The sequence below is a fragment of the Hominilimicola sp. genome, from assembly GCF_046972485.1.
Taxonomy (GTDB): domain Bacteria; phylum Bacillota; class Clostridia; order UBA1381; family UBA1381; genus Hominilimicola; species Hominilimicola fabiformis.
Genome location: NZ_JBKVWU010000058.1, coordinates 1 through 13100, shown reverse-complemented (window position 1 = coordinate 13100; position 13100 = coordinate 1). Strand labels below are relative to the sequence as shown.

Below are 13100 nucleotides of genomic sequence, written 5' to 3'. Positions count from 1 at the left end.
ATGTTAGTTTTGAACAAAAAATCAAAAATATTCTTATACATAATCATTTTTGTATTGTTGGTTTTGGGCGGATTTGCCGTTGAACACTTTGAAAAAGACGCTTTTGTTATGGAAACCGTGGCAACGGAGGATTATATTCCGTATGAATCGGACACGAAAGAAGTCGCCGACGGGAAAATCAATATCAATTCCGCAGATACAGAACAGCTTGTAAAGCTGAAAGGTATCGGAGAGAAAATGTCTGAAAGAATTATCAAATACAGACAGGAAAACGGCCCTTTTATGTCAATAGAGGAGATAATGAAGGTGTCGGGAATAAGTGAGAAGAAATTTGAGGATATTAAGGAATATATTTCGGTAGAATAAATCTGTTTTTTAATTAATATAAATATTACAGTGAGTTGAAAGGATGGGACAGATGAAAATATTAGTGGTAGATGACGAAAAACTTTTGGTGAAAGGTATAAAGTTTAACCTTGAGCAAGACGGTTATGCGGTAGTGACTGCATTTGACGGTGAGGAGGCTATTCGTCTTGCACATGATGAAAGCATAGACTTAATTTTGCTTGATTTGATGTTGCCGAAAGTGGACGGATTTACCGTATGCCGTACGATAAGAAGTTTTTCAAATGTACCTATAATTATGGTTACGGCGAAAAGTGAAGATATAGATAAGATACTCGGACTTGAATACGGTGCGGACGATTATATAACCAAGCCTTTTAACATTCGTGAGGTTACGGCAAGAATTAAGGCGATTTTGCGCAGAGTAAATCCTGCACCGAAAGGCGAAAGGGACAAGCTTATAATATCGGGCGATATAACTTTGGACTATAATTTCAGACGTGTTGTGATAAACGATAAGGTTATTGAACTTACAAGCAAGGAATTTGACCTTTTGGAACTGTTTATGAGAAATCCGGGTAAGGTTTATACAAGAGAAAATCTTTTGGATATAGCGTGGGGCTTTGATTATCCAGGTGATGTACGAACGGTTGACGTTCATATAAGAAGGCTTAGAGAAAAAATTGAGAAAAATCCTGCCGAGCCTTCATATATAAAGACAAAGTGGGGAGTTGGTTACTATTATAAGAAGGATTAAGGAAAAGATTAAAAACATCACCAATTCAATGCGTTTTACAATGATTGCAACTTATCTTGCAATTATTGTTACAACGCTTGTTTTGATGAGTATTTATATAATCAGTCTGCTTAGCGAAAATCTGTACAGCACGGAAACGATAAATATGTTTGCAAAGGCGAATATTATATCTGAAACAATTGCGGACGTATGGGGAAGCGATACATCTGCAACTTCGGCTCAAAAGTTTTCGGATGTTGTTGAGCGAAGTCTTGCAGGTACGAATATAAGAGGTGTTGTGACAAATAAATCGTATTCGGTTTTGTATGACACGAACGAAGAATCACAGCTTATCGGCAAGGTTTTTATGCGTGACGTTTTAAAACGTGCGCTTGACGGCGAACAAGCCGATATTATAACGACAGGCGAAAACAATATGCGTCTTATAAGCGTTGCGGTGCCTGTAACATTCAGCGGTGAAATAATCGGAAGTGTGTATTTGGCAGAATCGATAAACACGATTGATGATACAGTCCGAACGACAAGGAACAGTCTTATAGTTTTCAGTACGCTTATTGTAATTCTTATCGGTATGCTTAGTTTGGGTATGAGCTATATTATAACGTCACCGATTGAAGAATTTATTGCCGTTGCAAAGGAAATTTCAAAGGGTAATTTCTCAAAGCATGTTGAAGTTAAAGGTCATAATGAGATTGCACAAATGGCACAAATGCTTAATTATATGTGTGACGAACTTGAACTTTTGGAAGAAAAAAGACGTAAGTTTGTTTCGGACGCGTCACACGAACTTAAAACCCCTATGGCTGGTATAAAACTTATATGCGACAGTCTTGTTGCGGCAGAAAATCCCGATCCGGCTATGGTAAAGGAATTCCTCGGCGATATGTCGGACGAGGTTGACAGACTTACAAGAATTGTCGAAAGACTGCTTGTGCTTACAAAACTTGACGCAGGCGGTAATTCGCTGAAACTAGAAGAAGTCGATATTAAGATGCTTATAAGTCAGGTTGTAAAAAAACTTACACCGATTGCGAATGCAAAGGATATTGTTATATATGTTGACAATCATCAGGCAGAATTTAGCCCGATTTTACTTGACTATGACAAAATGTATGAGGCGATATACAATATCGCGGATAATGCGATTAAATATTCGCCGGAGGGCGGTTTTGTCCATATCGACATTACGGCTGACAATGACTATCTGACAATAAAAATTGAGGACAACGGTCCGGGAATACCGGAGGACGAGCGTGACAGAATATTTGAACGTTTTTACAGACTTGACGATTCGAGAGCAAGAGATACCGGCGGAACGGGTCTTGGACTTGCTATCACAAAAGAGGCCGTACTTATGCACAACGGTACTATAGATGTTGCAAATGTGTCGGATATAGGCAGTGTATTCACAATACGTTTACCTTACAAGATTACTATTGGAGGACAGAATGAAAAGTAAAAAGGGAGTAATAGCTATCGTTGCGGTTGCGGTGCTGACAGTGGCGGCGGTTGTCGGAATACTTATAAAAAAAGATTACGGCAGTTATCGCTACAACAGTGAACTGTATTTCTTTAATGAAACGGCGACTTCGATAGTTATGGAAAATCGTGAAATTAAATATAAGGACGATAAGGAACTTGCGGAGTCTGTAATTGAGGCACTTATGAAAGGTCCCGACAACAGCCGTTATATGAAAATTATTGAAAAAAATACGAAGTTGCTGTCGCTTAACGACGTTGATTCCGGTAATATTGTTGTAAACTTTTCAGGTGAATTTTTGACAGGCGACAATACAAAAGATGTGCTTGCGGTTTATGCAGTTGTGAAATCGTTGTGTGCAATCAGCAGTGTTGACAGTGTTAAAGTAATTGTTGAGGGCAAGGATATTGCAACGGCGGACGGCTCGATTATAGGGTATTTGCGAAATCAGGACATTAATCTGCCAACCGATACATATAACAGCGAAACGCGTGAAATTGCATTGTATTTTCCGAATAAAGACGGCAACAAGCTTGTTATGGAAACAAGAACGATTAAAGTCACCGACCAACAACCTTTGGCACAATATATTATAAATGAACTTATCAAAGGTCCCGAAAACAAGGAACTGTCAGTGCCGCTCAGCAAGGATACCGTACTTTTGAGTGTGGAAACTTCGGATAATATTTGCTTTGTAAATTTCAAAGCTAATTTTACCGATAAAAATTCGGGTACTGCGGAAAAAGAGAAAATGACGATATATTCAATCGTTGATTCGCTTACCGAGCTTGACAATATTCAGCGTGTTCAATTCCTTATGGACGGTAAAAAAGTTGATAATTTCGGTAATATCAATATCGGAAGTATGTTCGGACGTGACGGAAGTATAATTGCCGAATAAATTTAGAATATGCAGTTGACAGTTTGGTAATAATATGATATTATACAATCAATAAAGGGGAGTAGCTTGCGCATTTTATATGCGTAATATGATGTCGTCAATACACGTTCGGAAGAACCGTATCATATTCTACGAAGCAAGACTTTTATTGCGGATAATTTTTTGTGCTGCAATAAAAAGTCTTGCTTTTTTGTTTGCGGCATAAGTGAGAAGATGGAGGAATTGGTTATGAACCCGTATCAAATGAAAAAAGAAGATGTGCTTAAAATGCTCGGGACTGATGAAAATGGTCTTACGCAAAATCAAGCAAAGGAAAATCAGAAAAAGTACGGCAAAAACGAACTTGCGGAGGGTAAAAAGAAAAATCCGTTTATATTGTTTTTGGAGCAGTACAAGGATTTTCTTGTTATAATTCTTATTATTGCGGCGATTATATCCGGTGTGCTCGGCGATATAGAAAGTGCGATCGTAATATTTGTAGTTATAACGATAAATGCGATTTTGGGTACTGTACAGCATATCAAAGCGGAACAGTCGCTTGACAGTCTTAAAGAAATGTCTGCGCCGACTGCAAAGGTTATCCGTGACGGTGAAATAAAAGTCGTTGAGGGAAAAGATGTGACAGTAGGCGATGTTGTGGTCATTGAGGCAGGTGATTACGTCTGTTCGGACGGACGTATAATTGAAAATGCCTCCTTGAAGGTTGATGAAAGTGCGATGACCGGCGAGAGTGAGCCTGTCGAAAAACAGGAAACCGTACTTGACGGCGAAAAACCGCTCGGTGACAGAGTGAATATGATGTATTCGGGAAGTTTTGCGACTTACGGCAGAGCGAAAATGGTTGTAACGTCAGTCGGTATGGAAACCGAAATCGGCAAAATTGCGTCACTGTTAAAAAGTACGCAGGAAAAGAAAACGCCGTTGCAGGAAAGCCTTGATAATTTCGGTAAAAAGCTGTCGCTTATCATAATCGGAATATGCGTTATTGTTTTGGGTTTGGAACTGTTCCGCAGTGACGGTATAAATTTGACAGTGTTTACGGACGCATTTGTGTTTGCGGTTGCACTTGCCGTTGCGGCAATTCCGGAGGCTTTAAGCTCGATTGTTACGATAGTTTTGTCAGTCGGAACACAGAAACTTGCAAAAGAAAATGCGATTATACGAAAATTGCAGGCAGTTGAGGGATTGGGTAGTGTTTCTATAATTTGTTCGGACAAAACGGGTACGCTTACGCAAAATAAAATGACTGTTCAGAAAATTTATTTTGACGGTCAAATTATTGATAAAGACGATGAAATCAATGCACGTCAAGGTCAGCTTATAATAGACGGTGCATTGTGTAACGACTCCGTTCAAAAAGAAGGTCAGGAAATCGGTGATCCGACAGAAATTGCACTTGTGAATTTTTCGGAAAAGCATGATTTGCCTGTTGAAAAAATGCGTGAAAAATATCAGCGCTTGGGTGAAATTCCTTTTGATTCAGACAGAAAATTGATGAGTACCGTTCATAAAATCGGCGACAATTATAAAATGCTGACAAAAGGTGCGGTTGATGTTTTGTCGGGCAGAATTAATGAAGTCAAAACCATGGACGGAAAAAGACCGTTTACTGCCGAAGATTTGGCAGAGTTAAAGAAAGTTAATACGGAATTTTCTCAAATGGGACTTCGTGTACTTGCTGTGTGCGAACGTGACGTTGATACAGTCGACATAAGCGTTGAAGATGAAAAGGACTATATCTTGCTCGGACTTGTTGCAATGCAAGACCCGCCGAGAGAAGAAAGTGCCGAAGCGGTAAGAAAATGTAAAACCGCCGGAATACGTCCTATAATGATAACCGGCGACCACCTTGTGACCGCGTCGGCGATTGCAAGAAAAATCGGTATATTGGATGATAACGGCCGTGCGGTAGAGGGCAGAGAGATTGAAAATCTGTCAGATGAAGAACTTGATGAATTTGTTTTGGACGTGTCGGTTTATGCGCGAGTTTCGCCTGAACATAAAATAAGAATAGTCAGCGCATGGCAAAGAAAAGGCTACATCGTTTCAATGACCGGTGACGGAGTGAATGACGCACCGGCACTTAAACAGGCGGATATAGGTGTGGCAATGGGTATAACGGGCAGTGAAGTGGCAAAAGACGCCGCGTCAATGGTACTTACGGACGATAATTTTGCAACGATAGTGAAGGCGATCGAAAACGGACGTAATCTGTACAGAAATATTCAACGTGCAATTCAATTCTTGCTTTCGGGCAATACGGCAGGTATACTTGCGGTATTGTATGCGTCGTTTATGGCGTTGCCTGTTCCGTTTAAAGCGGTGCATCTGTTGTTTATAAACTTGCTTACGGACAGTTTGCCTGCGATTGCACTCGGTGTTGAACCGCACAGCAGTGATGTTATGAATGAAAAGCCGCGACCGAAAAATCAATCTATACTTACAAAAAAGGTACTTACAAATATATGTGTTGAGGGCATTGTGATAGGTGTTATGACTATGATTGCGTTCTATGTCGGATTTATGAGGAATGCCGAAGTTGCAAGTACAATGGCTTTTTCAACGTTGTGTCTGTCAAGACTTGTACATGGCTTTAATTGTAAATCGGATAAACCTGTTTGGTTTACAAAAAAGATGTGGAACAATAAAAGTATGATAGGTGCGTTTTTTGTTGGATTTGTGCTTTTAAATGCTGTATTACTTGTACCTGCACTGCAAGGTATATTTGCGGTTGCACCGCTTACGATTGCGGAACTATTGACAGTTTACGGATTGTCGCTCGGTACATTCGTGATTGTACAAATTTTGAAAATGATCAGAAAGTAAATTAAAAGAGGTGACGGTCTGAAAAGGCTGTCACCTCTTGTTTAATTTTTGTTGTCATTTGAAGAAAGCCAAGCACCGATTACCATAAAAATTAATGCTATAAAATAAGTAATCGTAGGAATTTGCTTGAATATAATCAATGACAGGATAGCGGCTATAAACGGAGAAATTGCGTAATAAGCACTTGTCCGTGCCGCACCGAGAAGCCTTTGAGCGTAGACATAAAAATATATACTCAATCCGTACGCGATAAAACCGACCAAAAGCACGGGTATAATGCTCCAAAGCACAGTTAAACGTTCACCTATGCACAAGCCTATAATTATCGAGCCTAAGCCTGAGAAAATACCTTTAAGTAAAACGATTTGAAGCGGGTCTTTTGAAGATAGTTTTCTTGTACAGTTGTTTTCAAATCCCCAACAGACGGCGGCAAGAAGTACAAACAGCGAGCCGTACGTAAATTGCAGACTTGATAAATCTTCAAACGACAAAATTCCGCATGAAACCGTTATAAACAATATACCGAACCACAATCGCGGACTGATTTTTTCTTTGAATATCATAAGTGCGATAATTGCCGTTGCGACAATTTCAAAATTGTTGAGCAGTGACGCATTGGCGGCGGTTGTTGCGTTCAATCCGAACATCAAGCAAATTGGTGCGGCTATGTCCAAAAGTATCATTGCCACAGTGTACGGCAATTCCGATTTTGTCAGTTTTAATTCGTTTGTTTCTGTTTTTCTGATTTTGCGGACGAGTGCAATTATAATCATTCCTATTCCTGCACCGACATAAAGAAAACCCGCCATTAAAGTCGGCGGAATGCAGTCGAGCAATATTTTTGAAAACGGAGCGTTGACGGCGTATAATGCCGCCGCAAGTATTGCAAATGCTATGCCCTTTTTCATATTTAAGCCTCCAAAAACCATAGTACGGATATTGTATCACAAATTTTTGTGAAAATAAAGGTATTAAACCATTATTTTGGTCATAAAAAATTAACAATTTGTTTATAGACAATTACGGTTACATTTGATATAATGTAAACTGTAAATTAATCTGTTAAAAAGGAGTTGAGGTGTTTGAAGGTCAGGAAGAAGGCAGTATTATGTGCTATATTAGCCGGAATAATGTTGTCAACAGCTACACCCAGCTTAAAATTAACCGTTTTTGCCGATTCGGCAATAACAGAAACAGAGGCTTTGGATAAGGCAGTTGCTTTATATGAACATCTTACGGATAAAGAAGTCGAAATCCCGCAGGGACTTGACGAAACGGGACTTGATACAAATTTAATAAAACCTATTGTGTTGGGATATATTAATTTTGAAGATACCGAAGAGGCAAAACAAGAGAAAAGTATAACAAAACAGGATTTTATGACAATCCTATACAAAACAATAATTACATACAACGACAGTTACACGATTTATGAAGATGAGGCAAACTCAATTCTGAATGAATGTTACGACAACGCATATATTGATGATGAAAACAGAATTGCATATGCGTTTATGATGAAACAAGGCATAATTACAGCAAAATTCGGTACAGAGCCGAACAAAGAGCTTACAAAAGAAGAATGTGAAACTCTTATCGACACTGTATATGATTATTTTGCACAGAATGTAATGGTGACAGTCGGCGGAAAAGAAATAAGAGTCGGTGCGAATGTTAGCACAATTCTTGATACGTTCGGCGAGCCTAACAGAATTGACCAGACAGAATACGGATTTGAATGGTATGTTTATGATTCAAACTATTCGGAATTTTGTATGGTAGGTGTTGAGGCAGACAGAGTTTGTGCCTTGTACACAAACAGTTCAAGCTTTGATTTTAACGGAATGAAGTCGGGTGATGACTATTCAAAGACAGCGGATTATCTTGATAATCGTTGTTACAGATTTTATGCCGACTCGGAAGGACATCTTGATTCGATATTGTACAATCCGCGTTATCGCGGTGTTGATGACAGCACATCTGTAAAACGTTCAAAGTCAATGCTTCTTCTTGATATGATAAACTCATACAGAAGTAAGCATAACAAGACTGTATACGTTGAAGATTCCGATATGAATGCGGCGGCATGGCTTTCGTCACTTGATTTTATGAATGAAAAGGAATATGAAAGTGATGTTGTTACACAGTCGGGTTATGATGTGTTCTCTGTATATCGTCAGTTGCTAGAAAGCGATAACGATATTCTTGTACAGGACACACAATACACATCTCCTATCGGTTTGAATACAACAACAGATTTATCGGGCGGTATTCAGGCAAAAATAGTTGCGGATACAACATCAATAGCCGTACCGGAAGAAAAGACTACTGTTGAAATACCTCAAAAGGATTACAGCATAACACCTGTTGAGGAGGTTACAACGCCTATACTCAATTCGCCGGTAACGGAAGATAATTATGAAGAAGGCGATGACGTTGTAATTGAGCTTGCTATGCAGGCGGCAACGGAATATCATATAGAAATGTTTGACGTTGAAAACGATGAATATGCGGTAAATGAGTATATCACTACCGATTCAACGGAAATTACATTGCCGTCTGAATTATTCAAAACGGGCAGAGATTACAGACTTATCGTAAGCTCAATCACAGATGACGGCGAAGCTTTAAGTGCCGATGAAGTGCTTATAAGCTACGGTACTGCATACGATACAGGCGTTAATATCGTTACTCCTTACAATAACGGTGTTACAGATGACGACTATGTGTCAATCGCATGGGAATCCGACAAGTATCACGATTTTTACGTCGATTTGTATGACTCGGACGGAAATCTTGTTGTGAGCAAGATTGTCGAAGACGAATATGAGGCACTTATTCAGGGTGTTGATCCGGGTAAGTATTTCTTATATATAACTGCGTTAAGACGTGGAAGTAAAGTTGAAAAGGCACAGGATTGCGTGACGTTTGAAGTAACTCAGGCAGAGCCTGTTATAAATGAAATTATTCTTGATAAGGATGATACATATTACTTTGTTTATGAGGACGAGGCTTTGGGACTTTTGTACTTCTACGATGAAGAATTGGTTGACGTTGATGAAGAGGACGAAAACGGCAACGTGCAGACAGTCACAAAGAAGAAAATCATTCAGAAACAAGTTAAAGCGACAAAGGGCTACAGACAACTTGCCAAGTACAGAAATAAAATGGAATACACAACGGGCGACCCTGTTATAAGAACGCATATGCTTACGGGCGATAATGAAAAGGGTAATGCGATAGTGAGCGAGGCTGAGAAGTATTTGGGCGTGCCGTATGTATGGGGCGGAACAACTCCGGACGGCTTTGACTGTAGCGGACTTGTTCAGTATGTATGTAATTCGCTTGGCATAAACGTAAATCGTGTTGCGGAAGACCAGTTTAAGAACGGTACTGCGGTGAATAAAGATGAACTTCAACCGGGTGACCTTGTATTCTTTGAACAAAACGGATACATTCACCACGTCGGTATTTATGCCGGTGACGGAATGATGATTCACGCACCGAGAACTGGTGATGTGGTAAAATATCAGTCGATGGAAACTGATTATTACCGCAGTCAGTACGCAGGAGCAAGAAGAGTTTACTAATGATACAGGGGGGATTGAAATGGCATCATCTGTAAAAGCTTGTACAAATTCGCGTTACAGAAAAACCAATATAGTGATTATTACAATATTGAGTTTGCTTTCGTGTTTTGCACTTGTAATGGTGATATATAATCTTATAAAGGGCAGTTATTTGTTTTCGATTGCGTGGTTTATCGCTACGATATTGGCGTCAACATATGTTCTTATAAGAATTAATACCGTCTTTGCAACATATATTTCAACAGACAGAATGAATTTGTTTATGAAAAATTGGAATAATGACTTTTTACCGTATGATTATGATAATAAAGTTAAAATTTTGAGTGAATTTATACCGGCGAAAACGAAAATTGTTGAGATACCTCTTAATGAAATAAGTAAGGTGCTTATCGGCACAAAAAATTTTATAAAGAGAAATGTTGCACCTGATTCTGATTTTGTGAAGAATATACGCGTGCTTGAAAAGTCGAAAGACTTTTATAAGAAGAAAACCATTTCGAGTATGGATATATTATATGTAGAAACTTTTGAAAAAGAGTGCTATTATATGCCGATTGTTAAGTTCGATACGAGAAATGTGACTAAAATTGTGCAAATGATTCAAAGGATTAATCCTGAATTGCTTATAAGAGTAAGCAGCAGGGAATACAGAACGCTTAGAATGGCGTCAAAATAATTAAGGGCGAGCCGTAAGGTTCGCTTTTTTGATGCTTAGTTGTTGAAAATGCACAAAATATAAATGCTAATTTAATTCAAAATCACGAAAAATAACATAAAACCAAAAAAGAATTGAAATTTTTGTTCTTATAGTTTATAATGTAAATATATGAATGTAACTTGTATGTGTGTCCGTATTTTATAGACACTCAAACAAAAAAACAAAAAATTTATTTTAGAAAAGGGGTAAAACAAAATGAAGAAATTCTCAAAACTATTTCTATCATGCGCAGCAGTAGCAGCAGTTACAGCTGCAGTCGCAACATCAGCTATGGCAGCTGGTATTTCAGCTACATATGCACCAGCAGATGCAACTCATGAAACAGCTACATTGACAATCGATGCAAGCGGTTACACAGCAGCTCAAAAGACTTTGCTTGTTCTTAAGCCTGGTAAAACACTTGAAACCGTTAAAGTTTCTGAAGGCGATGTTCTTCAAATCGACCAACAAGACGGCAATGACACTATAACAGTTGCTCTACCAAAGGACCTTGCAGACGGTAAATACACAGTTTACATGGGTGGCGACGGTCAGGTTTACAGCGATACATTTAGAGTTGGCGCAGGTAAAGTCCTTATCGGTGATGCTACACAAGATGATTCAATCGATTTGGATGATGCTACAGCAGTTGTTAAGCATTACATGGAAATGAACACTTTGACAGGTGATGCACTAATCGCTGCAGATGCAAACGGCGATGAGAGCGTGGATTTGGACGATGCTACTTGTATCGTTAAGTACTACATGGAGCTTGATGGTGCCGGAAATGTAGGACAAGAAAAATAATTGGCATTTTATTTGATGTAATTTGCTTTATTAAGACAAAAGGAGTAAATGATAATGAAAAATAAAAAGTTAATATCATTGATTTGTGCTTTATCTATGATCATTTCTATCTTTTCAGCTATCACAGTAAATGCTGAAGATCAAAAGGGTATGACATTAGATTCAAGCTTATCACAAGATGGTAAAACAATAACTATTAATGCTACAGCAGTAGGCATTACAGCAATTGATAATTTCGGTGTTGAAATAAACATTCCGGAAGGTGTAACAAAGGATGATATAACAGTATCACCAAATTACGGAACAAACATTACAAGTGCAGGTAACTTTTTGGTAAGTACAACAGACCAAACAGGTAATGGTATTGCACTTACAAATGGTAAACTTGTAACAATCACTATTGCTTTGAAAGAAGCTTTGGCAGAAGATTTTACTTTTACATTACAAAATAAGTCTGCTATTAAGGAATTGAATGCTGCTTCATACAAGATTTCGAATGGTACATTGGAGGCTGCTTCGACAACTGTTAATAAATGGATTGATCCATCAGCCCCAACTCCAAAGCCAACATCTCCGGCTCGTCCGACAATAGCTCCTGTTCCAACAGAAAATCCTGATCAAACACCTGTTCCAACAGATGTTCCTTCAGGAGAAAAAGGTATCAATCTTAAGAGTTCAATTGATAGCACAAACAAGGTTATAACTATTGATGCTATCGCAGCTGGTATTACAGCAATTGATAATTTCGGTGTTGAAATAAACATTCCGGAAGGCGTAACAAAGGATGATATAACAGTATCACCAAATTACGGAACAAACATTACAGGTGCTGGTAACTTCTTGGTAAGTACAACAGACCAAACAGGTAATGGTATTGCACTTACAGATGGTAAACTTGTAACAATTACTATTAATTTGAAGAATGCTTTGGAAGAACCTTATGCATTCACACTACAATCAAAATCAGCAATCAAAGAGCTAAATGCAGATTCTTATAAAATATCTAATGGTACTCTAGTTGCTGCTTCAACAGTAGTTACACCATCAACAGAACCTGTTCCTACAGTTAACCCTGTTAAGACAGTTGCATTGAAGAGCGTTGTATCAACTGGTTATGGTGATGCAATTAAGGCAGCTAAAGATGCAGGTAAGGACGTTTACCTAACAGTAGATGTTAAGAAGGGTGACCAAGATGCTGTATACGGTGAAGATTATGAAGCTGTATACAATGGTAAAACTCTAACAGAAGCTGAATACAAGAACCTAATTTCAGGTTACACAGATGCTGATATGGCAGACGTTATCAACGGTCTAACATACAATATCTATAATAGCTCTGTAAATAATGTTTCAACAACAGTTAATGCTATTGATGCTGAAGGTAATGCAGAACAAATTGTTGATCCTAAGGATAACACTCTAACACCTGCTAAGCCGACAGCTAAGCCATCTGAGCCATCAATCTCAGTTAAGGCTTCATCAACAACTGTTGAATTTGATAAGAAGTTCACTGTAACAGCTACAGTTAAGAACGCAAAAGACGGTGCTAAGGTTGCATTCACAACAAATGATGATGAAAAGTATGCAGTAATCTTCGGTACACCTACAGAAATCAATTCTAAGGGTGAAACAAAGGCTACTTACGTTGCAAATGATAAGCCTGGTACAGTTACAATCACAGCAACATACAAAGATAC

General features: G+C 38.6%; 9 protein-coding genes and 1 pseudogene. 9 read left to right on the top strand and 1 reads right to left on the bottom strand.

What is annotated here, in order from left to right:
* The 5 genes from ACLTU0_RS07360 to ACLTU0_RS07340 all read left to right on the top strand — a co-directional run.
* On the top strand, positions 1-366 hold a 366-nt coding region (locus ACLTU0_RS07360), incomplete at its 5' end, for a ComEA family DNA-binding protein (RefSeq protein ID WP_147514849.1).
* 52 nt (positions 367-418) lie between these two features.
* Entirely contained in the window at positions 419-1102 is a 684-nt protein-coding gene (locus tag ACLTU0_RS07355; RefSeq protein WP_117967026.1) for a response regulator transcription factor, read from the top strand.
* Positions 1077-2561: a sensor histidine kinase gene (locus tag ACLTU0_RS07350; RefSeq protein ID WP_412321849.1), complete on the top strand. Its 1485-nt coding sequence runs from the start codon at positions 1077-1079 to the stop codon at positions 2559-2561. The genes ACLTU0_RS07355 and ACLTU0_RS07350 overlap by 26 nt, the downstream gene beginning before the upstream one ends.
* A complete protein-coding gene (locus tag ACLTU0_RS07345) occupies positions 2551-3483 on the top strand; it encodes a GerMN domain-containing protein (RefSeq protein WP_022230619.1) in 933 nt (310 codons plus the stop codon). The genes ACLTU0_RS07350 and ACLTU0_RS07345 overlap by 11 nt, the downstream gene beginning before the upstream one ends.
* A 228-nt stretch (positions 3484-3711) precedes the next feature.
* Positions 3712-6309, top strand: coding sequence for a calcium-translocating P-type ATPase, PMCA-type (locus ACLTU0_RS07340; protein ID WP_412321848.1), 2598 nt, complete (start codon positions 3712-3714; stop codon positions 6307-6309).
* Between the two features lie 41 nt (positions 6310-6350).
* Here ACLTU0_RS07340 and ACLTU0_RS07335 read toward each other — a convergent pair whose 3' ends face one another.
* Positions 6351-7217 (bottom strand): DMT family transporter, encoded by an 867-nt coding sequence (locus ACLTU0_RS07335; protein ID WP_147514853.1) that lies wholly within the window; start codon positions 7215-7217, stop codon positions 6351-6353.
* Positions 7218-7391: 174 nt separating this feature from the next.
* Here ACLTU0_RS07335 and ACLTU0_RS07330 point away from each other — a divergent pair, with 174 nt between their 5' ends.
* The 4 genes and pseudogenes from ACLTU0_RS07330 to ACLTU0_RS07315 all read left to right on the top strand — a co-directional run.
* Positions 7392-9899 carry an NlpC/P60 family protein gene (locus ACLTU0_RS07330; RefSeq protein WP_412321847.1) on the top strand — a complete coding sequence of 836 codons (2508 nt, stop codon included), beginning with the start codon at positions 7392-7394 and terminating at the stop codon, positions 9897-9899.
* A gap of 19 nt (positions 9900-9918) precedes the next feature.
* A complete protein-coding gene (locus ACLTU0_RS07325) occupies positions 9919-10575 on the top strand; it encodes a hypothetical protein (protein WP_117967009.1) in 657 nt (218 codons plus the stop codon).
* Positions 10576-10812: 237 nt separating this feature from the next.
* Positions 10813-11403 (top strand): dockerin type I repeat-containing protein, encoded by a 591-nt coding sequence (locus ACLTU0_RS07320; RefSeq protein WP_412321844.1) that lies wholly within the window; start codon positions 10813-10815, stop codon positions 11401-11403.
* A gap of 150 nt (positions 11404-11553) precedes the next feature.
* Positions 11554-13100: pseudogene (locus tag ACLTU0_RS07315) on the top strand (hypothetical protein); the annotation flags it as partial.

Coding starts and splice junctions, on each gene's coding strand:
- ACLTU0_RS07355 (WP_117967026.1), top strand. CDS start 419: ATGAAAATATTAGTGGTAGATGACGAAAAACTTTTGGTGAAAGGTATA.
- ACLTU0_RS07345 (WP_022230619.1), top strand. CDS start 2,551: ATGAAAAGTAAAAAGGGAGTAATAGCTATCGTTGCGGTTGCGGTGCTG.
- ACLTU0_RS07340 (WP_412321848.1), top strand. CDS start 3,712: ATGAACCCGTATCAAATGAAAAAAGAAGATGTGCTTAAAATGCTCGGG.
- ACLTU0_RS07335 (WP_147514853.1), bottom strand. CDS start 7,217: ATGAAAAAGGGCATAGCATTTGCAATACTTGCGGCGGCATTATACGCC.
- ACLTU0_RS07325 (WP_117967009.1), top strand. CDS start 9,919: ATGGCATCATCTGTAAAAGCTTGTACAAATTCGCGTTACAGAAAAACC.
- ACLTU0_RS07320 (WP_412321844.1), top strand. CDS start 10,813: ATGAAGAAATTCTCAAAACTATTTCTATCATGCGCAGCAGTAGCAGCA.